The sequence below is a fragment of the Brevundimonas sp. LF-1 genome (assembly GCF_037055305.1).
GTDB lineage: Bacteria > Pseudomonadota > Alphaproteobacteria > Caulobacterales > Caulobacteraceae > Brevundimonas > Brevundimonas sanguinis.
In genome coordinates this window covers 1,119,456-1,140,762 of record NZ_CP146349.1, presented here as the reverse complement: position 1 = coordinate 1,140,762, position 21,307 = coordinate 1,119,456, and the positions used below count along the sequence as shown (strand labels likewise).

Below are 21,307 nucleotides of genomic sequence, written 5' to 3'. Positions count from 1 at the left end.
CCTGACCTGGGGCCTGATCTGCAGCAGGGTCGGCGAAGGGCTGGAACAATAAGCTTCGCCGGACGCTTGGCCCCCATGCTGACGACCAAGATGAACCCCCGCGTCTTCTGGGGGCCAGCGCGATTGCGGGCGGGCTGCTGCTGCTCGCCCTGATGGCGCCCGCTACGTCCGACCTCCTGTTCGGGCGCGCCCAGGCCTGGGTCATCGACACGTTCGGCTGGTTCTACGTGGCCTCAGTGGCCGGCTTCCTGCTGTTTGTGACGGTGGTGGCGGTCGGGCCGACCGGACGGCTGAAGCTGGGGCCGGACGACGCCGAGCCGGACTTTCCCTATGTCTCCTGGCTGGCCATGCTGTTCGCGGCGGGCATGGGCATCGGCCTGATGTATTTCGCCGTGGCCGAGCCGGTTCAGCACTACATCGCCCCGCCCGAGGCCCAGCCCGGCACGCTGAACGCCGCGCGCGAGGCCATGGTCATCACCTATACCCACTGGGGCGTGCATGCGTGGGCCATCTACGCCGTGGTCGGCCTCAGCCTGGGCTATTTCGCGCACAGGAAGGGTCTGCCCCTGACCATGCGGTCAAGTCTCTATCCCCTACTGGGCAAGCGGGTGAATGGTTGGCTGGGCGATGCGGTCGACATCTTCGCCATCTGCGGCACGCTGTTCGGCATCGCCACCTCCCTGGGGCTGGGCGTCGCCCAGATGAACTCAGGTCTCAACTACGTCTTCGGGGTGTCCAACAGTGTGGCGATGCAGGTCTCCCTGATCGCAGTGGTCATGGGCGCAGCGACGATTTCAGTGCTGACAGGCGTGGACAAGGGCGTGCGGCGCCTGTCGGAGTTGAACCTGGTGCTGGCCGTCTGCCTGATGTTGTTCGTGCTGGTCACGGGGCCGACGCTGTTCCTCCTGCGGGCCTATGTGCAGAATTTCGGGCTTTATCTGGATCACTTCTTCGTCCGCACCTTCACCCTGTACGCCTATGAGCCGCGCGCCTGGATGGCGGACTGGACGTTGTTCTACTGGGCCTGGTGGATCGCCTGGTCGCCGTTCGTGGGCATGTTCATCGCCCGCATCTCACGCGGGCGGACGGTTCGCGAATTCCTGATCGGCGTGCTGCTGGTGCCGTCGGCCTTCACCTTCCTGTGGATGACGGTTTTCGGCAACACCGCCATGAGCCTGGATCTGGGCGGAGCGGCGGGGGCGATCTCGGAGGCCGTTCAGGCGGACCTGTCGACGGCCCTGTTCCGCTTCCTGGAGTATCTGCCGGGGACGGCGATCACCTCGGTCCTGGCCATCGCCCTGGTGGCGGTCTTCTTTGTCACCTCGGCGGATTCAGGCTCTCTGGTGATCGACACCTTGGCCTCGGGCGGCGCCGAGGACACGCCGCGTTGGCAGCGCATCTACTGGTGCCTGGTGCAGGGGCTGGCGGCGGCCCTGCTGCTGCTGGCCGGCGGGCTCGGCGCCCTGCAGGCGGCGACACTGGTGGCGGCCCTGCCCTTCGCCGTCATCATGATCCTGGCCTGTTTCGGCTTGGCGCGGCAGATGAACGCCGACCTGAAGGGCGAGGCCGTCGAGACCGACGCGGCGCCGCTGCGCGAACAGCTCAAGCGCATCCTAGCCCCCGCCAGCCGCCGCGATATTGATCGCCAGATCGCACGCCACGGCGCCCCGGCGCTGGAAGAGGTGCGCGCCGCCGTGGCCGCCGAGGGGCTGGAGAACAGCGAAGTGCAGAGCGACGAGAACGGCGTCTGGCTGAGGGTCGAGCACGCCAACGGACGGGACTTCCTCTATCGACTGGGCGCCCGGTCGCGACCTCGCCCCGCCCTCACCGCGCTGGAAGCGCCCGAAAGCCGCCGGGCGCTGGAGTGGCGGCTCAGCGCCGTGACCGGCGACGGCGCCCGCCCGCGCGACGTCACCGGCTTCACCCGCGCCCAGATCGTCGCCGACGTGCTGGAGCACCTGCAACGCTGGCGGCTGGCCGCCTAGGTCAGACTCCCCTTGGCCGCGGAGACGGGCGGCGGTAGCGTCGCCGCTCAGTCTTCGGGAGCGTTCTTGATGTCCATCCGCCTGTCGCGCCGTGCGGCGCTGATTTCGTCCGCCGTCGCCGCCACGGGCGCGGCCCTGCCGACGACCGGCTGGGCCCAGACCAGCGCCGATACACGCTCCGACGAGGAGATCGCCGCCGCCGCCGACGCCTGGGTGCAGCGCTGCATGGCCGCCTGGCCGGAGCAGCCCGCCGTGTCCCTGGCCCTGGTGCGCGACGGCAGGACGGTGCTGGCCAAGGGTTACGGCGTGCGCCGCCAGGGCAAGGCCGAGCCGGTCGATGAGCACACCCTGTTCGCCATCGCGTCGAACTCCAAGAACGTCACCGCCGCCTGCCTGGCCATCCTGGTCGACGAGGGCAAGGTGAAGTGGGACGAGCCGATCAAGACCTATCTGCCCGGCTTCACCCTGTCGGACCCGATGGTCGGCGAGCGCATCACCGTGCGCGATACGCTGAGCCACCGCGCCGGCTTCGGCCTGGGCGCCGGCGACCTGCTGTTCTGGCCCAATAGCGACCGGACCCGCGCCGAGGTCCTGGCCCAGGCCGCCTTCGTGCCGATCAAGGACGGCTTTCGCGAAGGCTACAACTACTGCAACCTGATGTTCGTGGTCGCGGGCGCCGTGATCGAGAAGGTGTCGGGCCTGTCGTGGGAGGATTTCGTCCAGACCCGCATCTTCGACAAGGTCGGCATGAGCGAGAGCGTGCCCCTGGCCCGCCTGGCCGATCCGAAGAAGAGCGCCCTGCCCCACGGCCGCGTCGGGCCGCCCCTGCGCTATCAGGGGCCGATGACCCAGATCGCCGACTCCATCGTCGAGGTGTGGAACTGGGATTCGGCGGCGGCGGCGGGCGGCATCTGCGCCAGCGCCCACGACTGGGCCAAGTGGATCGCCGTGCGCCTGAACGACGGCAAGCTGGTCGACGGGTCGCGCCTGTTCTCCGAAGCCGCCGCGCGCGAGATGGTCAAGCCGAACATCGTCGTCTCCTCGTCCAACGGACCGACGGCTGAGCTGCCCAACCGGGCCGTGGCCTCGACCTACGCCATGGGGCTGCAGGTGCAGGACTATCGCGGCGAGCGGCTGGCGACGCACGGCGGCGGCTCGCCGGGCGGCATCTCGGCCACGGTGCTGATCCCCGGCCGCAAGATCGGTTTTTCCGTCTTCACCAACGCCGAGGAGAGCTTCCTCTTGCGCGCCCTGCGCTCGGGCCTTTCGGACATCGCCATGAACAAGGTCGACGTCGACTGGATCGCCGACTCCAAGAAGCGCGAGGCCGAGGGAACCGAGAAGTCGCTGAAGGCCGCCGTCGAGGCTCGACGCCAAACAGGCGGCGGGCGCGGCCCTCCCTGCCGCTGGAGGCCTACGCCGGAACCTGGCGCGATCCCTGGTACGGCGACATCGTCATCGAGCCGAAGACCGAAGGTCGCGGCCGCAACCGCAAGTCCGGCCTGTGGCTGCGCTTCACCCACACCCCTGCGCTGCAGGGCTGGCTGGAGCCTTATGACGGCGAGACCTTCCGCACCCGCTTCCCCGACAAGCGCGAGGAGGACGCCTTCATCACCTTTGCGATCGCCACGGCCAAGCCCGCGACCGCCACGGTCAAGGGCGTCTCGCCCGACATCGACTTCAGCTACGACTATCAAGACCTGCGGCTGACGCGGGTCTGAAAAAAGTCCCTTCTCCCCTTGTGGGAGAAGGTGGCCCGTCAGGGCCGGATGAGGTGTGGGGGCCTCGCCTAAGATGTGGGGCGACGACACGTTTGAACCTTGAAGCCGCCCGCCATCACCCCTCATCCGTCATGCTGCGCATGCCACCTTCTCCCACAAGGGAAGAAGGGCCTCGGTCAGCGCGCCGGGCGCTGCCCCGCCTCGAGAATCGGCATGCCCGCCTCTGTCGGAATGTAGATGGTCTGGCGACCGTCCTTACCGGCCGTCTCCTGCAGCATGTTGATGTAGGACCAGCGCAGATAGGCCTCCGGGCCGCCCAGGGCCTCAGCCATGATGCGGTTGGCCTCATTGGCGCCCTTGGCGCGCTCGATCTCGGCGGCGGCGGTCAGCTTGGCCGAGTCCAGGGCGGCCTGGGCCTCCAGCACGCGGATGCGGCGGTTCTGCACCGCCTCTTCATAGGCGGCGCGGCCGGCCATCTGCTTGGAGTAGACGTTGTAGGTCGGAAATCCGATCAGCACGATCGCCAGGACGGCGACGACGCCGACGATGGATCCAACGGTGAGGCCGACGCCGCGCATGGGCTTGTCCTGAAAAGCTAAAGCAAAGAGACGCGCAAGGTGGCGGCGAGAGCCGCCTGCGGTCAAGCATCATGACGACGCCGATCAGCGTCGGCGCTTCAGCGTCGCGGCCGGAGCAGGAACCAGCTCCAGGATATCGAGGTTGGACTCATTAGCCGGCCAGGGCGTCACCAGCCGCCAGCGGCTTTCGCCGATCCGCTCCAGCACCGAGACCATGTCGCGCTCGGGCCGCTGGCCATAGGCGCGGGCGGCTGGCTCTGACGCCAGCGCCATCGAGCCGAGGAAGACCATTTCACGATCATTCTCGGGGAACAGCAGACCCGCCTGACGTTGCGAGCCGCTGAGCTTGGTCAGCTTCAGCCCCAGGGCGGTGTTCTCGATGCGGCAGGCGAACCAGCCGTAGACGACATAGCCCAGACCGCCCTCGCCGCCCTGAGAGCCCAGCTTGACCGTCCGGCAGCGATAGGCGCCCTCAGGCGGCGTCACGCCCGCCCGCGTCGCGGCCGGGTCGATCAGGTCGCCCAGCGACGCCAGGTCGCCCGAACCTGTCTGACGCCTGGACTGTTCCAGAGCCAGCGACCAGGCGGCGGCCCGGCGCTGATAACGATCACGATCGGCGGCGGTGATGACGCCGCGCCAATCCGCCAGAACGGCGCCCGTCGGCGCGTCCGGCGCGGCCGGAATGGAAGGCGGCGGCGGAGGCGGAGGGGGCGGCGGCGGGGTCGTGGCGCACGCCGCCAGCAGGGCGGACAGCGACAGCGCCGCCAGACCGGTGCGGACAACGGTTGGTCGAAAGAAGTCAACGGGCGCGCGCTGCATATCGGGTTTCCCTGACGAACGGGATCGAAAGCCCCATTTCTCTAGGAAGCCGTCGCAGCCCTCCGCGTCAACCCTGAGCCGCGACTTATGACGCGGCGCGCATCGCGGGCGGTCCGCTGAGGGCGCGCGTCAACGCCTGCGCCAACCCCGTCACGGAGACCGGGCGGTGCAGCACCTCGGCCACGTCCGCGACCCTGGAAACCTCAAGATCCGAACTGACGCCCAGCACGGGGGTGGAGCGCATCGCCGGGTCCGTCCGCAGGTCCTTCAGGAAGGCCGCGCCGCTGTCCGCCGCCAGATCCAGATCGATCACCACTGCGTCCGGCCGCAGGTCGCGCGCCATCGCTGCGGCCTTGGCCGCGCAGTCCGCGACATGAAGCTGCAAGCCGCCGAAGTCCTGCGCCAGGCGGCGCATCAGGGCGACGGCGGCCTTGTCCCTGGCGACATACAGGACCACGCCGTGCGGCAGCCGCGACAGCTCCGGCAACAGGCGATCCGCATTCGGCGCCTCATCCGTCGAAGCCGCGTCGGCGGCAGGCAGGCTGATGATGAAGGCGGCGCCCCGCCCCTCGGCGCTGACGCCTTCGAGACGCCCTTGCATGGCTTGCAACTGGGTCCTGGCGGCGGCCAGTCCCGGCCAGGATGAGCGAGCGCCCTCTTCGCCGACAGCGGCGATAGCGTGGGCGGCGAGCGGCTGGAACAGGGTTTCAAGCTGCGCCGACGACAGGCCCGGACCGTTGTCGCGAACCGTCACCTGGACCTCGCCGCCAAGACGGCGCGCCTGAATCTCCACAGAGCCGCCGGGGTCGCTGCGCCGTACCGCACCCGCGATCACATCGGCGAACACGCGCATCAGGCGTTCGGGATCCGCCATCGCGGTCAGCCCGGCCTGAGGCTCGGGCAGAGCCAGCGACACCTTGGCCGCTTCGGCCTCCTGAAGCAGGGGCAGGCAGGCGCGGTGCGCCAGCAACAGGGGATCGACGCGTTGAAGCCGGCCCGTCGCCGGTCGTTCGGCCTCGGCCAGGGCGCTCAAGCCCTCCACCAGCGTCAGCAGGCGCGTCGCCGCGTCGCCGATGCGTTCGGCCGCCTGCCGTTGGCGATGGCTGAGCGGCTCGCCCCCTGCGTTCAGCCGCAGCAGATCCGAAAAGCCCAGCACGCCCTCCAGCGGCGTGCGCATCTGGCGACTGACGACGCGGATCAGATCGGCATGGCGACGACGGCCCTGAAAGGCGTCTTCTTCGGCGCGCAGGCGCGCCGCATCGGACTGCGTAAGCGCGGCCTCGAGCTGGGCGACGCGGCGACGGGCGCCTTCCAGCTGGCCGTCATGAAGACGCTGGACCGCGCCGATGCGTCGATGCGCTCGGAAAGACAGCCGGACCCCGGCGACGCCTGTCGCCAGACAGAGAGCGACTACAAAGACGAGCAATTCCATCAGCCTTCCTCCCATATAGAGGAGGATGACGACGAAAGGTTGTATTTGTCTTTAGGCGCAACCTTTACGGGTTAAGCGGGTCTCAGCCTTCTTCGTCCGTGGCGACCGCATCGGCCTTGCGGCGAGTGCGACGCTTGGGCGCAGGGGCCGGTTCATCCTCGGCGGAGGCCGCTTCTTCGGCCGCGATCGGCCGCGTCAGAAAGCCCGGCAGGGCGGCGGCGTCATCGGTCGGTTGAGCCGCATCGTCCTCGGCCGCCGCACGCGCACGTCGCGGAGCGCGAGGCGCGCGGGGCGTACGCTCGACCGGGGCTTCTCCAACCACGGCCGGCGCCTCGGCGCTCTGAATCGGCTGGTCCTCGCCCGGGGCCGAATCTTCGCCAGAGGCGGCAGCGTCGCCTTCGCCTTCATTGTTCTCGAAGCGGCGGTTGCGCTCCTCACGCCGGCGCTCCCAGCGCTCCCGGCGCGTTTCGCGGCGGCCGCCCTCGCGGCCTTCGGCGTCGGCGCCGTTGTCCGATCCCTCGCGGTCACGGTCACGGTCGCGATCGCGCTCACGGTCGCGGTTGGCCTCGCGGTCGGCGCGCTCGGCCTGGCGGCGCGCCTCGTCTTCTACACGGCGCTCCTCGGCTTGCTGAGCGGCGATGATCGCGGCGGCCTGAGCGCCCGATTCGTCCTCGAAATCGATGTCGAAGCCTTGGCCCGCCAGTTCGCGCTGGGCGATCTCGCTGACCGGGCGTTGCGGCTGAAGCGCGCGCAGGACGCGGAAATAGTGTTCGGCGTGCTGGGTGTAGTTCTCCGCCAGGACGCGGTCGCCAGCGGCTGCGGCGTCGCGCGCCAGCTGCATATAGCGTTCATAGACGGTCTGGGCGTTGCCCCGGACCTTGATGTTCTCAGGACCTTGCGAGTCCCACGAGCGGTTCGGATTTGTGGCGTTGGCGTTGTTGCCGCCGCCGGGCTTCCGGTTGCGTCCGCGCTGACGCTTCATGCCCTTGAAATCTCTCATCGGAGCTTACCGTGCTGGTGCGGGCCGCCGTCGAAGAAGACGGGCGGGACCCTGTTCGTCGTTCCGTTCGTTCGGGGCCTATCCCCGGTGCGAGCTTTTCGGAAAACCGTGCGTTCCCCGTGGTCCGCCGCGTCCGTCTAAGGGGCGCGACCGTCACTGGACCCGGACGCGCTTAAGCGAGCAAACCTGCCCGAAAAGGATGCGTTGGGATGGGAACAACACGGACTTAGCGCGCGGCGCGCCGCTTTCCAAGGGTTTTTATTGCAGCGGCGTTTCGACCTCGGGGATGGGGCCCACGCGGGGTCCGGACCGTTGGTCACGACGCGGTCGCGATCCGCCAGGTCCTTGACGACCTTGACGTCGGTGAAGCCGGCCGCCTCGAACAGGGCCTTGACCGCCTCGCCCTGGTCCCAGCCGATCTCGACGGCGAAGACGCCTTCGGGGCGCAGGATGCGGGCGATCTCGGGCGCCAGGTCGCGATAGGGCTGCAGCCCGTCCGGCCCGCCGTCCAAAGCCAGATGAGGGTCGTGCTCGCGCACCTCGGGGTCCAGGCCGGCGATGTCGCCGGTCGGAATATAGGGCGGGTTGGACACCACCAGATCGAAGCTGGCGTCGGCGAAACCCGCCGCCCAGTCCGTTCGCATGAAGGTGCAGCGGTTGTTCAGGTCCAGATTGGCCGCGTTCTCGCGCGCCACTGCGATGGCCTCGGTCGAGATGTCGGTGCCGACGCCGCGCGCGCCGCGCCGCTCGGCCAGGGCGGCCAGCAGAATCGCGCCCGACCCGGTGCCCAGATCAGCCATCTCGAAGGTCGAGTGCGGCGGAAAGGCGCGCACGATGACGTCCACCACCGTCTCGGTGTCCGGGCGCGGGCTCAGCACGTCGGGGGTGACGTTCAGCATGATCTTCCAGAAGCCCTTGCGGCCCAGGATGCGCGACACCGGCTCGCGGCGCAGGCGGCGATCGACCATGGCGTCCAGCGCGCGGGTTTGCTCTTCGCTGAGAGCGCGATAGGGATCGGTCAGGATGTCGACGCGCCCCGCCCCGGTCGCCGCCTCAAGCAGCAGGCGGGCGTCGATGGAGGGGCTGTCGATGCCGGCGGCCTTCAGGCGGGCCTGCGCGCCTTTCCAGGCGGTCAGCAGGGTCGGTTGGGTGTTCTGATCGGGCATTCCCGGTGATTGGGGTCTGCGGCGCGCGATTTCAAGACGGAACGGCATCGCAGCGTAGCCGTTGAGGGGCGAATGGGGATTCACGACCTGCTCAAATCGAACCGTCGCCGTTCAAGGCGTCGCCCGTCTCGTTCCTCGACGAGAGGCGGCGGCGGCCTGGTGCGTTATCTGGCGGCTGCGGCCGGCGGGCTGGCGACCGGAGCCACCGCCGCCCACCTGCTCTATACGCAAGGCCATCGCTTCGGCCTTGAGCTGCGGCCGGCGCGCCCCGACGTCCTTCCGCCGCGCGATCCGACGCCCGAGGATTATGACGCCAAGGAGCCGGGACGCGGTCGCCTGGCCCAGCGACCGTTGCAAATCCCGCACAAGGGCTGGGTCGATATCCTGTGGCGCACGGTGATGGGCTATTTCGGCGACCGGGTCGGCTTCGTGGCGGGAGGCGTGACCTTCTTCATGCTGCTGGCGCTGTTCCCGACGCTGGGCGCCTTCGTCACTATCTACGGCCTGTTCGCCGATCCGACCGACGCCTGGGGCCAGCTCAGCTTCCTCTATGAGATTCTGCCCTCGAACGTGGCGCAGTTCCTGGGGGCTGAGATGACGCGGCTGGCGGGCAATTCCACCGGTCAGCTGACCTTCACCCTGGTGTGGACCCTGCTGCTGACGCTGTTGGCGGCGAACGGGGGCATCAAGACGCTCTTCTACGGCTTGAATCTCGCCTATCATGAGGTCGAGCGGCGCAACATCGTGGTCTACAACCTGATGTGCATGGCCTTCACCGTCTCGGCGATGGCGGCGGTGCTGCTGAGTTCGGCCCTGGTGGTCGGCGTGCCCTTGGTGCTGGCGGTGTTCGGGCTTCAGGACGAATGGGCCTATCTGGCCCCCTTGCGCTGGCCCCTGCTGTTCTTCGGCTATGTCGGCGCGCTGGCCCTGATCTACCGGCTGGGGCCGAGCCGGGCGCGGGCGCGGTGGCGCTGGCTGACGCCGGGCGCCCTGTTCGCAGCGACGATGAGCCTGCTGGTGTCCTTCCTGTTCAGCTGGTTCCTGACCAACTTCGTGCGCACCGATTCCTACGGCCCGCTGGCGGCGGCCATGGGTTTCCTGTTGTGGACCTGGTTCTCGGTGCAGGTGATCCTGATGGGCGCGCGCCTGAACGCCGAGATCGAACACCAGACGGCCCAGGATACGACCATCGGCCCGCCCCTGCCCATCGGCGAGCGGGGCGCGGTGATGGCCGATTCCGTCGGGGCCCGTCGCGGCAACCCCGCCGCCCTCGCCTATACGCTGAAATACGCCGAGAGCCTGGGCGACCGGGTACTGAAGCGGCGGCGCTGACGTCACGTCGCGCCTCTCCCTCCCCGTCCCGGGGAGGGTGGCTGAGCCTGTCAGGGCGAAGCCGGGTGGGGGCGGCTAGGCTATTCAGGCGCCGGGCGATCAAGGTGCATAGGCTGTTCGTGGCGCCCGGATCGCCCAGCCCTCCCCACCCGGTCTCCGCTTCGCTCGGACCACCCTCCCCGGGACGGGGAGGGAGAGGCGTGGCTCCTGGTCCTAAGCGAACTCAGCTTCCAGATCGGCCAGGCGAGCGGCCTGATCCTCGGCGATCAGCGCGTCGAGCAAAGGGGCCAGGTCGCCTTCCAGAATCTGCGGCAGGCTGTGCAGGGTCAGGCCGATGCGGTGATCGGTCACGCGCCCTTGCGGGAAGTTGTAGGTGCGAATGCGCTCGGACCGGTCGCCCGAGCCGACCTGAGACTTGCGCGCGTCGGAACGAGCGGCGTCCTTGGCCTGGCGCTGCATGTCGTACAGGCGGATGCGCAGGTTCTTCATCGCCTTGTCGCGGTTCACATGCTGCGACTTCTCCGACGAAGTGGCGACGATGCCGGTGGGCAGGTGGGTGATGCGCACCGCCGAATCGGTTTTGTTGACGTGCTGGCCGCCCGAGCCGGAGGCGCGGAAGGTGTCGATGCGGATGTCCTTGTCCAGGATCTCGATCTCGACGTCCTCGACCTCGGGCAGGACGGCGACCGTGGCCGCCGAGGTGTGGATGCGCCCGCCCGCCTCGGTGGTCGGCACACGCTGGACGCGGTGGACGCCGCTTTCAAACTTCAGGCGACCGAACACGCCTTCGCCGCTGACGGTGGCGATGATTTCCTTGAAGCCGCCCGCATCGCCCTCGGTGGCGCTGTCGATCTCGACCCGCCAGCCGCGCGTGGAGGCGTAGCGGGAATACATGCGGAACAGGTCGCCCGCGAACAGCGCCGCCTCGTCCCCGCCGGTGCCGGCGCGCACTTCCAGCACGGCCGAGGCGTTTTCATCGGCGTCGCGCGGCGCCAGCAGCAGGGCGACCTCGCGCTCCAGTTCCGGCAGGCGTGCGGTCAGGGCGTCCAGTTCATCGGCGGCCAGGGCGGCCATTTCCGGGTCGGCGGCCATGGCTTTCAGGTCTTCGATCTCGGCGCGGGCGCGCGCCAGAGCCTGAACCGCATCGGCCACGGGCTTGAGCTCGGCGTGCTCTTTCGACAGGCGCACGATCTCGGCGCCGTCCGTGGCGGCGCCCATCCGGGCCTCCACCTGATGGAAGCGGTCGAGCACCTGATCGAGCCGGGCCTGGGGCAGTCGCAACGGCGTGTCCTTGCAGAGGAAAACGAGGGCGGAGCCTTACCCGCGCCGCCGCGCCGTGTCGATAAAAACGCCTCTACACGCGATCATGGAGCGATTGTGAACCGCCGTCACAAACCCGTCAGCTCGGTTTCTTCGCACCTGCAAGCGCCCTAGCTCCACCTCGACTTTAACGGGCTGGAACGGAAGTGGAGACAGGGCATGACACATCAGAACCCTCCTGAAGGGGCGCCGGCGGGCATCACGCCGGGCGCCGATGTCGCGCGCCTGTGCGCGCTCTACGACGGCCTGCTGACGCCGGACCCACCTTCCATAAGTCCCGCCGCCGAAAAGGAATTGAAGGCGCTGGCCAAGATCTTCGACCTGGACGCCGAGCGGCCCGCCGCTGAACTGTGGCCCTATGTCCGCGCGGTCCTGGTGCGGCAGGCGCCGCCGGAACCGACGGCGGCCTCCACGCCGGTCGAGCCCCGGACCGTCCTGCTGGTCGAGGACGACGCCGACGCCGCCGCCGACCTGACCGAGGCGCTGGACGCCGCCGGACATCGCGTGATCGGCCCCTTCCACAGCGCCGAAGCGGCCGAGGCGGCGACCGCCCTGCACGCCATCGACCTGGCCCTGCTGGACATCAATCTGTCGGGCGAGGCGACCGGCGTCGACCTAGCGCGCAAGCTGAAATCGCGCTGGGGCATGCCCGTCATCTTCCTGTCGGGCGACGTCACGGCGGCGGCGCACAACGCCGAGTTGGCCGCCGCCATGGTGATCAAACCCTACAGCGGGCGCGACGTGCTGGACGCCATCGCCCGGCTGGAGGGGGCCTGACGCACAGCAGGGGCCCTCGCGCAGGCCATTGCCAGACCGGCTGCGACCTGCGCCTGATGGTCCGTGATCCCCGGCTGAGGCGCTGAATGGAAACCTTCTTCCTGTTTCTGCTGGTCGGCGTCCTGGCCCAGGCGGTCGATGGGGCGCTCGGCATGGCCTATGGAGTCATCTCGTCGTCCGTCCTTCTGGCGCTGGGGGTGCCCCCGGCCACGGCGTCGGCCAGCGTTCACGCCGCCGAAGTCTTCACCACCGCCGCCTCGGCGGGCAGCCACGCCTGGCACAAAAACGTCGAATGGCGGCTGATGGCGCCGCTGGCCGTCGCCGGGGTGATCGGCGGGGTGCTGGGCGCCTATGTGCTGACCGGGCTGGAAGCGGCGGTGATCAAGCCCTTCATCGTCGCCTATCTGGCCCTGATCGGGGTGTGGATTCTGTGGCGGGCCGGGCACGATATTCCGCACCGCCGCCTGCCGGCCTGGATCACCGGGCCGCTGGGACTGGTCGGCGGCTTTCTGGACGCGATCGGCGGCGGAGGCTGGGGGCCGACCGTCTCCTCGACCCTGGTCGGCGCCGGGCACGAGCCGCGCAAGGCCATCGGCACGGTCAACACGGCCGAGTTCTTCCTGACCGTCGCCGTCTCGGCCACTTTCGTCTGGGCCCTGGTCACCGGCCACTGGGAAGAAGCCGGGGCCCTTCAGAATCACGCCGCCGCTGTGGGCGGACTGGTCGTCGGCGGGCTGATCGCCGCCCCCTTCGCGGGCCTGATCGTCAAGAAGGTGCCGCGCAAGGTGCTGACCTATGCCGTCGGCGGGCTCTTGATCGTGCTGGCGGCGTTCCAGGGCTATCAGCTCCTGACCTAACGCGGGTCATTGACAGCCGATCGCGCGGCTGGCCGACTGTCCCTACACTAGGCCGGGGGCGACGAATGCGCGTATGGATGATCGGCGTCATGGTCGGGGGACTAGTGTCCGGCTGCGCCTCGACACAGACGATCCCGCCGCAGATCGAACAGATCGATCAGCCCGCTCTCGGCGCCGTCGCCGCCATCGAAGTGGGCGAGGCGGCGGTCGCGACAGGACGGGGCCGAAGCCTGCCGGGTCTAGCCCTGGCCAATGAGCTGAGCTGGGGCGACGGGGTGCTGAGAAAACGCTTCACCGTCGCGCCGGGCCGACTGGCGGCGCGCCAGAGCGACGCCCGCCACATCTATTATTTCTCCGACAGGATGACCGCCCGCGATCCGCTGTTCGGAATGGCGCCCTACGCCTCCGGCGGGCTGTGCCGCGCCAAGGACGGCTCAGGCCCGGTGCGCGGCTTCATCACGCCGGGCCAGTGCGTCCTGACCTGGAACGCGACGCCCCAGGTGCGCGATATCCGAATCGAAGAGGCCGACGAGGGCGCGCGACGACGCGAGCTGATTTACCACGGCCGGGCCGACGGCAAGGTGCGCTTCCTCTATCGCGAGACGATGGGCGACAGCGCGCCCCAGACCCAAAGCCTCGACTACGACCTGGCCCACAGCGCGGTGATCGGCTTTCGCGGCGCCCGGCTGGAGGTTCTGGAGGCGGACAACACCCGTCTGCGTTACCGCCTTCTCGCCCCGTTCGACGGGGACGACTGAGCCTCAGACCGGAGAGGTGTCGATGAAGCTGGGCCGCTGCTCCAGCGCCGTCTGCAGGGCGACCAGGTTCGGGCGCCCGGTCTTCCAGTCGTAGTCCGGGTGGCGGAAGCCGATCCAGGTGACGGCGACGCCCGCCGTCAGCACGCCCATGTCCAGCGCCTGGGCGTCCGGCGCGGCGGCTTCCAGCGCGTCCAGGGCGCGGCCCATATTGACGGTCCAGCGCTCGATCCAGGACGCCGAGCGCTCCTGCTCCGGGCGGCGCTTCTCCAGCACCAGTTTGACGCCCATCTCCAGCGCGGCGTTGCCGAGCGTCTCCAGCCGTTTCACGCGCAGACGCTCTGCGCCTTCCGGCGGCAGCAGGCGCGGGCCGGCGCCCAGGGCGTCCAGGTATTCAGCGATCACCGGGCTGTCGTTCAGCGGCAGGCCGTCCTCGGCGATCAGGGTCGGCACCTGCACCACCGGATTGGTCGACAGCAGCTCCGGCGCATTGCCGTAGGGATCGACGACGATCTCCTCGATACGGTCGGCCAGACCCTTTTCACGGGCGACGATGCGCACCTTGCGCGCGAAGGGCGACGGGGTGGTGATGTAGAGTTTCATGATTACTCGGCGGCGTTGAGGGCGGCGGGAGCCGCGCGGGCGGCGTCCAGTTCGGCGGCCTTAGCTTCGACCTGGGCGACGATCTCCTCGATCATGCCGTCGTTGGCCTGTTTGTGGGCGATCTTGCCGTTCAGATAGACCATGCCCGCCCCTTGCCGCCGCCGGTGAAACCGACGTCGGTATAGAGGGCCTCGCCCGGCCCGTTGACGACGCAGCCGATGATCGACAGCGACATGGCCGTCGAGATGTGCGCCAGCCGCTCTTCCAGAATCCCCACGGTCTCGATCACGTTGAAGCCCTGACGGGCGCACGACGGGCAGGCGATGATGTTCACCCCGGTGACGCAGGCCCAGCGACTTGAGGATGTCGAAGCCGACCTTGATCTCTTCGACCGGATCGGCGGCCAGGGACACGCGGATGGTGTCGCCGATGCCCGACCACAGCATATTGCCCATGCCGATGGCCGATTTGATCGTACCGGTGCGCAGCGGCCCCGCCTCGGTCACGCCCAGGTGCAGGGGGCAGTCGATGGCGTCGGCCAGCTGCTGATAGGCGGCGACCGTCAGGAAGGGGTCGGACGCCTTCACCGAAATCTTGAACTCGTGGAAGTCCAGGTCCTGCAGGATGCGGGCGTGGTTCAGGGCGCTTTCGACCATCGCGTCGGGGCAGGGCTCGCCGTATTTCTCCAGCAACTCCTTCTCCAGCGACCCGGCGTTGACGCCGATGCGCATGGAGCAGCCGTGGTCGCGGGCGGCCTGGACGACCTCCTTGACCCGCTCGATCGAGCCGATGTTGCCGGGGTTGATGCGCAGGCAGGCGGCGCCCGCCTGGGCCGCCTCGATGCCTCGGCGGTAATGGAAATGGATGTCGGCCACCAGCGGCACGCGGGCCTCGCGCGCAATGGTGCTGAAGGCCGCCGTCGACTCTTCGTCCGGGCAGGAGACGCGGACGATGTCGGCCCCGGCCTCTTCCAGCTGGCGGATCTGCTCCAGCGTCGCCGCCGCGTCGGCGGTCGGCGTATTGGTCATCGACTGGACGCTGATCGGCGCGCCCCCGCCGACGGGAACGGAGCCGACCATGATCTGGCGGCTCTTGCGGCGCTCGATGTGGCGCCAGGGGCGGACGTGGCCGAGTTCGGAACTTTGGTCGCTCATGACCCCCTACACATAGGACAGGACGGACGGCAAAACCACGACAGACGACGAAAGATCGTCGTCGCAGCCAAAGGATCAGATCAGGCGGCGGGCGGCTGGGCGACCGGGGCAGCGGCAGGCTGATACGGCTGCGGTCCCGGCGCAGCGGCGGCGGCGGCAGCAGCGGCCTGGGCGGCGCGGGCGCGGGCCTCGACGGCGGCGGCGGCGCGCGCCTCGGATTCACGCGCGGCGGCCTGGGCGCGATTGTTCAGCGCGCCCAGCGGCGACTGAGGCGCGGGCAGGACGCCGCTGTGCTCGCCGTTCAGATAGACGTCGAACGCCTCCGGATCGGGCGTGTCGATGGTCGCCGACAGGCCGGGCGGCGCGCGCCAGGCTTCGCCCGCCGCCAGTTGGCGCGCGAACAGGATGCGGCCGTCGCCCTGACGGATAACCAGAATGGCGGGTTTGCGGGCCTGAAGCGTGACCTGCGACACCGTGGCCGAGGCGCCGTAGATGGCGCCGCGCGGGTTGAAGGCGGCCTGCACCGGCGGGGCGGGCGGCGGGGCGGCGTTGGGGTCGTCCGGGTCGATGCCGGTAAGCTGCGCCTCCAGGCCCGGCGTGATGTACATGGCCGGCGTGGTCTGATCCGGCGGGGCGGCCCGGGGGCGCCGAGGTAGAGGGCGCGGTCGCGCTGGCGGTCGGCCTGCTCGGCCCAGTCCTTCGGCACGGCGACCAGATCCGACGGATGCGGCGCCTCGATGCGGTTCAGACGCTGAAACACGTTCCAGCCGACCACCACCGCCAGAAAGGCGCCGATGACGCCCAGGATCTTGGGCGAGTTCTGGCGCATCTGCTGCAGGGCGGCGCCCGTCGGCGGCTGCAGCGGCACGGCCGCATCGGGATATTCCTGCTTGAACCGCTCGACCGCGTTCAGCTCGTCCAGCCCCAGGGCGCCCGCATAGGCGCGCACATAGCCCATCGAGAAGATGCGCGACGGCAGGGCGGCGTATTCGGCCTGCTCCAGCGCCGTCAGGAAGCGCGGATGCACCCGCGTCATGGTCGAAAGCTGGGCCATCGACAGGCCCGAGGCCAGACGCGCGGCGCGCAAAGTCGCGCCCAGGGAATCATCCGAGGGATCTTCCGGCGCCGGCTGGGGCGTCGGCTCAGGGGTCTGATCCAGCGTCGCGTCGGCGTCGAAGTCGAACGCGGCTTGCCGATCCTGGTCCATAGGGTCGGGGTTCCGTCACGCCGGGCGGCCGTGCGCCCGTCATCCCCGCTTAGACGAGGCGAGGAGCGCGGGCAACGCGGGAAAGCGGCGCAGCTTTCCTAGACTTCCACGTTCAGCTTACGCGCCAGCGACTCGATCTCGCCGCGCACCGACCCGGCCGAGGAGCCGAGCAGGACGTTCATCCCCCGTCGCGCCGCGTTGAGATCCGCCGACAGGATCATGCGCTTGACCGGCCCCACCCCGCCCGCCGGGGCGGACAGGCGGCTGTAGCCCAGGGTGATCAGGGCGAAGGCCTCCAGCGGGCGGCCCGCCAGTTCGCCGCAGACGGAGACGGGCGTGGCGCTGTCGGCGCACTTCTGCTGGATCTCGGCCAGGGCGCGCAGGAAGGGCGGCGACAGGGCGTCATAACGCTCGGACACCCGCGGGTTCGTGCGGTCGGAGGCAAACATATACTGCATCAGGTCGTTGGTGCCGATCGAGACGAAGTCGGTCAGCGGCAGCAGGGCGTCCAGATGCCACAGCAGGCTGGGGCACTCGATCATGGCCCCGACGCGCAGCAGGGACGGCAGCGGGCGGCCCCGGCGCCGCGCCCAGTCGCATTCGATGTCGACCAGTTCGCGCGCGGCCCTGAACTCGTCCACCGTGGCGATCATCGGGAACATGACGCGCAGTTCGCGCCCGGCGGCGGCGGTCAGCAGGGCGCGCAGCTGCATCCTCAGCAGGGCCGGACGATCCAGGCCCAGACGGATGGCGCGCCGACCCAGCGCCGGGTTCTCCTCGCGCTCATTGTCCAGATAGGGCAACACCTTGTCGCCGCCGATATCCAGCGTGCGGAAGGTGACCGGCCGATCGCCCGCCGCATCCAGCACCAGCTTGTAGAGCGCCGTCTGCGAGTCCAGGCGCGGCAGTTCGTCCGAGACCATGAACTGGAACTCTGTGCGGAACAGGCCGATGCCCTCGGCGCCCGTAGCGTCCAGATTCTCCAGATCCACCGCCAGACCGGCGTTGGTCAGCAGCACGATGCGTTTGCCGTCCTTGGTGACGGCGGGGGTGTCGCGCAGTTGGTCGAACTCCGCGCGTTGCTGGGCGCGCACGGCCATGCGGCTCTCGACCGCCGCCAGCATGTCCGGACGGGGCCGCAGATAGGCCTCGCCCGTTTCGCCGTCGACGATCACCTGATCGCCCTCGGTCAGGCGGTCGCGCAGGCCCTGCAGGCGGCCGACGCAGGGGATCTGCAGGGCGCGCGCGACAATGGCCGCGTGGGCGGCGGCGGAGCCCTCTTCCAGCAGCAGGCCGCGCAGCTTGTGGCGCGGATATTCCAGCAGGTCCGCCGGACCCAGATTCTTGGCCACCAGGATCGCGTCGTCGGGCAGGTCGCGCTGGCCCGGATGGTCGCCCGCCATCAGCCGCAGCAGGCGGTTGGCCAGGTCCTCGAAGTCGTGCAGCCGCTCGCGGATGTAGGGGTCGCGCGCGTTGGCGAAGCGGGCGCGGTGCTCGTTGCGGACGCGGTCGACGGCGGCCTCGGCCGTCAGGCCAGAGCGCACCGCCTCCTCCAGCGACCGGTTCCAGCCCCGGTCGTCGGCGAACATGCGATAGGTCTCCAGCACCTCATAGGGGGTGCCGCCCAGCTTGCCCTGACTGCCCTCCAGCAGGGCGTCGATGCTGGTGCGCAGACCGTCCAGCGCCGCCTTCAGCCGGACCTCCTCGGCGACGGGGTCGTCGGCCAGAAGCTGTTCGGGCGCGATCGGCGCCTCGTGCAGCACCGCCCGACCGAAGGACAGGCCTTCGGCGAACTTCTGTCCCCGCAGCCGTTCGGGCCGATGAGGCGCCACCTCGACGTCGCGCAGCTCCTCCAGCGCCAGCAGCTCGCCCGAGGCCACCGTCTCGGCCAGGACCATGGCGATGGTCTGGATGTCCTCGATCTCTTCCTCGTCATAGCGACGAGCGGCGCGGTTCTGGACGACCAGAACGCCGATGGCCCGGCCGCCGCGCAGCAGGGGCGCGCCGAGGAAGGCGTGATAGGGGTCTTCGCCCGTTTCCGGCCGGTAGGAGAAGCTGGGGTGCGACTGGGCGTCCGACAGGCTGAGCGGCTCGGCCGTGCGGGCCACCTCGCCGACCAGCCCCTCGCCGGGGCGCAGCCGGGTGTTATGGACGGCCTCGGGGTTCAGCCCCTCGGTGGCGAACAGCTCCAGCTCGCCCGAGGCGCGCCGCAGATAGATGGAGCAGACCTCGGCCACCATGGAGCGGGCGATGATCCGCACCACCATGTTCAGCCGGGTCTGGGCCGGCGCGCCGCCCCCGGCCCGGCCAGGGCCTCGCGGATCTGGCGCAACAGGAGGCGTGGCCCCCTCGCCGTCACTGCTGCGCCCTTTACCATGGTCTCTCCCGCCTAACCGTCCGATCCGTTCAGATAGGGCGGCGCGTCCGTTATCCTAGCTTTCCGCGTCCAGTCCGTAGGCTGCGTGCAGCGCACGCACCGCCAACTCTGCATAATCCGAATCGATCAGAACGCTGATCTTGATTTCAGAGGTCGAGATAGCCTGGAACTTCACGCCCTTGTCGGCCAGGGCGCGGAACATGGTCTGGGCCACGCCCGCGTGGCTTCTCATGCCGACGCCGATCACCGACACCTTGGCCACGTCGTCGTCGACCCGCAGCTCCTCGAAGCCGATCTCGGCCTTGGCCGCCATCATCAGCTCGGCGGCGCGGCGCGCGTCGCGGCGGCCGGTCGTGAAGGTCAGGTTGACCGCGCCTTCGGTGCGGGCCTGGCTCTGCACGATCATGTCGACATTGACCTCGGCCTCGGCCAGGCGGGTGAAGACGTCGGCCGGGGCGTCCGTCCGGTCCGACAGGCCCAAAAGCGTGATCCGGGCTTCGTCCCGGCTCATGGTCACGCCGGAAACGATGCGCTTTTCCACGATCTCATCCTCGTCGCAAATCAGGGTGCCGGCGTGTTGCGGCAGGTTTCCGTTTTCATCCGGTTCGATGAAGCTGGACAGGACGCGCACCGGCACGCGCTTGTGCATGGCCAGCTCGACCGAGCGGGTCTGCAGCACCTTGGCGCCCAGCGACGCCATCTCCAGCATCTCCTCGTAGGAGACCTTCTCCAGACGCCGCGCGCGGCTCTGGATGCGCGGGTCGGTCGTATAGACGCCGTCCACGTCGGTGTAGATGTCGCACGGCGCGCCCAGGGCCGCCGCCACCGCCACCGCCGAGGTGTCAGAGCCGCCCCGACCCAGGGTGGTGATGCGCCCGTCGCGGGTCACGCCCTGAAAGCCCGGCACGATGGCGATCTCGCCCGCGTCGACGGCGGCGCCCAGCACCTCGCCCGACACGTCCTCGATGCGGGCGCGGCCGTGGGCGTCGTCGGTCAGGATCGGAATCTGCCAGCCCATCCAGCTGCGGGCCTTGAAGCCCATGTTGCGCAGGGTCAGGGCCAGAAGGCCCGAGGTCACCTGCTCGCCCGAGGCGACCACCACGTCGTATTCGTCGTCCGACAGGGCGCTGTCGGCGTACAGGCCCGGCGCGGCGGCGCCGACGCCGTCGGTCCAGGCCACCAGCTCATTGGTCTTGCCCGCCATGGCCGAGACGACCACGGCCACGCCCTTGCCTCTGGAGGCTTCGGCGGCGACGATGCGCGCCGCGCGACGGATGCGTTCCAGGTCGGCCATGGAGGTGCCGCCGAACTTCATCACCAACCGGTTCGTGTCGGCCCGCGTCATCCCTGCGCCTGATCCCCCTGCTTGCATGGCGGGCGAAGGCGGTCCATGCCTGAGCCCATGCCCGCTTCTAACGACAGCCTTGATCCGCGCAAACCCCAAAGCGATGAGGGTTTTTCACCCTTTGCTACCGATCGTGCCGAAGGGCCGAGCATCGATCCTGCCGATGTGGCGCGCTTTTCGGCCCAGGCGGCGCAGTGGTGGGACCCCAAAGGCCCCTTCGCTCCCCTGCATCGCTTCAATCCGGCGCGGCTGAAATTCGTGCGTGACCGGGCGGCGGAGCATTTCCAGCGCGACGTAAAAGCGCGCGCGCCGTTCGACGGCCTCAGCCTGATCGACATCGGCTGCGGCGGCGGGCTGATCGCCGAGCCGATGCGGCGCATGGGCTTTGACGTCACCGCCATCGACGCCTCGTCCGAGAACATCGGCACCGCCCGCGCCCACGCCGAACAGGTCGGGCTGGACATCGCCTATCGCGCCGCCACGGTGGAGCAGATGGTGGAAGCGGGGGCCGGGCCGTTCGACGTGGTGCTGACGATGGAGGTCATCGAGCACGTCGCCGACCCGGAAAGCTTCATCCGCGCCTGCTCCAGGCTGATCAAGCCCGGCGGCCTGATGATCGTCGCCACCCTGAACCGCACGCTGAAGGGCCTGCTGCTGGGCAAGGTCGCGGCGGAATATGTGCTGCGCTGGGTCCCGGCGGGCACCCACGACTGGCGCCAGTTCCTCAAGCCCGAGGAACTGCGCGCCATGCTGGACGGGGAGCCCCTGCGCGTCACCGGCCCCTACGGCCTGGCCTACGACCCGCTGAACGACCGCTGGAGCGAGGGCGACGACGTCGGCGTCAACTATATGATGATGGCGACGCGGGACGCCTGACCG

16 protein-coding genes and 3 pseudogenes are annotated in these 21,307 nt (G+C 69.3%); 8 read left to right on the top strand and 11 right to left on the bottom strand.

Annotated features, from left to right (window positions below; translation table 11 throughout):
- Positions 1-152 precede the first annotated feature (152 nt).
- The 3 genes and pseudogenes from V8F63_RS06060 to V8F63_RS06050 all read left to right on the top strand — a co-directional run bounded on the left by V8F63_RS06060 (position 153) and on the right by V8F63_RS06050 (position 3,706).
- On the top strand, positions 153-1,985 hold the full coding sequence (locus tag V8F63_RS06060; protein WP_392354783.1) for a BCCT family transporter: 1,833 nt from the start codon (positions 153-155) through the stop codon (positions 1,983-1,985).
- A 69-nt stretch (positions 1,986-2,054) separates the two neighbouring features.
- Positions 2,055-3,161 (top strand): annotated as a pseudogene (locus V8F63_RS06055) (serine hydrolase domain-containing protein); the annotation flags it as partial.
- A 122-nt stretch (positions 3,162-3,283) separates the two neighbouring features.
- A complete protein-coding gene (locus V8F63_RS06050) occupies positions 3,284-3,706 on the top strand; it encodes a DUF3471 domain-containing protein (protein ID WP_392355047.1) in 423 nt (140 codons plus the stop codon).
- A 176-nt stretch (positions 3,707-3,882) separates the two neighbouring features.
- Here the strand turns inward: V8F63_RS06050 and V8F63_RS06045 are convergent, their stop codons facing one another.
- From V8F63_RS06045 to prmC, 5 genes are all read right to left on the bottom strand, one after another.
- Positions 3,883-4,284: a hypothetical protein gene (locus V8F63_RS06045; protein ID WP_025976900.1), complete on the bottom strand. Its 402-nt coding sequence runs from the start codon at positions 4,282-4,284 to the stop codon at positions 3,883-3,885.
- A gap of 84 nt (positions 4,285-4,368) precedes the next feature.
- Positions 4,369-5,103: a DUF4893 domain-containing protein gene (locus tag V8F63_RS06040; protein WP_392354782.1), complete on the bottom strand. Its 735-nt coding sequence runs from the start codon at positions 5,101-5,103 to the stop codon at positions 4,369-4,371.
- 85 nt (positions 5,104-5,188) lie between these two features.
- Complete coding sequence (locus V8F63_RS06035; protein WP_392354781.1) at positions 5,189-6,535, bottom strand: HAMP domain-containing sensor histidine kinase; 1,347 nt, start codon at positions 6,533-6,535, stop codon at positions 5,189-5,191.
- A gap of 82 nt (positions 6,536-6,617) precedes the next feature.
- Positions 6,618-7,535, bottom strand: coding sequence for a DUF4167 domain-containing protein (locus V8F63_RS06030; RefSeq protein WP_392354780.1), 918 nt, complete (start codon positions 7,533-7,535; stop codon positions 6,618-6,620).
- A 137-nt stretch (positions 7,536-7,672) separates the two neighbouring features.
- On the bottom strand, positions 7,673-8,701 hold the full coding sequence (prmC, locus tag V8F63_RS06025) for a peptide chain release factor N(5)-glutamine methyltransferase (protein ID WP_392354779.1): 1,029 nt from the start codon (positions 8,699-8,701) through the stop codon (positions 7,673-7,675).
- A 72-nt stretch (positions 8,702-8,773) separates the two neighbouring features.
- On the opposite strand from prmC, the gene V8F63_RS06020 reads away from it, so the two are divergent.
- On the top strand, positions 8,774-10,033 hold the full coding sequence (locus tag V8F63_RS06020) for a YihY/virulence factor BrkB family protein (RefSeq protein WP_392354778.1): 1,260 nt from the start codon (positions 8,774-8,776) through the stop codon (positions 10,031-10,033).
- 213 nt (positions 10,034-10,246) lie between these two features.
- Here the strand turns inward: V8F63_RS06020 and prfA are convergent, their stop codons facing one another.
- The gene (prfA, locus tag V8F63_RS06015) at positions 10,247-11,314 is read right to left on the bottom strand and encodes a peptide chain release factor 1 (protein WP_025976906.1); all 1,068 of its coding nucleotides are present in this window, start codon (positions 11,312-11,314) and stop codon (positions 10,247-10,249) included.
- A 198-nt stretch (positions 11,315-11,512) separates the two neighbouring features.
- On the opposite strand from prfA, the gene V8F63_RS06010 reads away from it, so the two are divergent.
- From V8F63_RS06010 to V8F63_RS06000, 3 genes are all read left to right on the top strand, one after another.
- A complete protein-coding gene (locus tag V8F63_RS06010; protein ID WP_392354777.1) occupies positions 11,513-12,130 on the top strand; it encodes a response regulator in 618 nt (205 codons plus the stop codon).
- Positions 12,131-12,216: 86 nt separating this feature from the next.
- Entirely contained in the window at positions 12,217-12,987 is a 771-nt protein-coding gene (locus V8F63_RS06005; protein ID WP_025976908.1) for a sulfite exporter TauE/SafE family protein, read from the top strand.
- Between the two features lie 65 nt (positions 12,988-13,052).
- Positions 13,053-13,745, top strand: coding sequence for a hypothetical protein (locus V8F63_RS06000; RefSeq protein ID WP_392354776.1), 693 nt, complete (start codon positions 13,053-13,055; stop codon positions 13,743-13,745).
- Between the two features lie 3 nt (positions 13,746-13,748).
- Here V8F63_RS06000 and V8F63_RS05995 read toward each other — a convergent pair whose 3' ends face one another.
- The 5 genes and pseudogenes from V8F63_RS05995 to V8F63_RS05975 form a co-directional block, all read right to left on the bottom strand.
- On the bottom strand, positions 13,749-14,345 hold the full coding sequence (locus tag V8F63_RS05995) for a glutathione S-transferase N-terminal domain-containing protein (RefSeq protein WP_392354775.1): 597 nt from the start codon (positions 14,343-14,345) through the stop codon (positions 13,749-13,751).
- 2 nt (positions 14,346-14,347) lie between these two features.
- Positions 14,348-15,499: pseudogene (gene ispG, locus V8F63_RS05990) on the bottom strand (flavodoxin-dependent (E)-4-hydroxy-3-methylbut-2-enyl-diphosphate synthase).
- 80 nt (positions 15,500-15,579) lie between these two features.
- Positions 15,580-16,107: a hypothetical protein gene (locus V8F63_RS05985; protein ID WP_392354774.1), complete on the bottom strand. Its 528-nt coding sequence runs from the start codon at positions 16,105-16,107 to the stop codon at positions 15,580-15,582.
- Positions 16,108-16,804: 697 nt separating this feature from the next.
- Positions 16,805-19,083 (bottom strand): annotated as a pseudogene (ptsP, locus tag V8F63_RS05980) (phosphoenolpyruvate--protein phosphotransferase).
- Between the two features lie 55 nt (positions 19,084-19,138).
- Positions 19,139-20,428 carry an aspartate kinase gene (locus V8F63_RS05975; protein WP_392354773.1) on the bottom strand — a complete coding sequence of 430 codons (1,290 nt, stop codon included), beginning with the start codon at positions 20,426-20,428 and terminating at the stop codon, positions 19,139-19,141.
- Positions 20,429-20,485: 57 nt separating this feature from the next.
- Between V8F63_RS05975 and ubiG the strand changes: the two genes are divergently transcribed.
- Positions 20,486-21,304: a bifunctional 2-polyprenyl-6-hydroxyphenol methylase/3-demethylubiquinol 3-O-methyltransferase UbiG gene (gene ubiG, locus V8F63_RS05970; protein WP_392354772.1), complete on the top strand. Its 819-nt coding sequence runs from the start codon at positions 20,486-20,488 to the stop codon at positions 21,302-21,304.
- Positions 21,305-21,307: the final 3 nt, after the last annotated feature.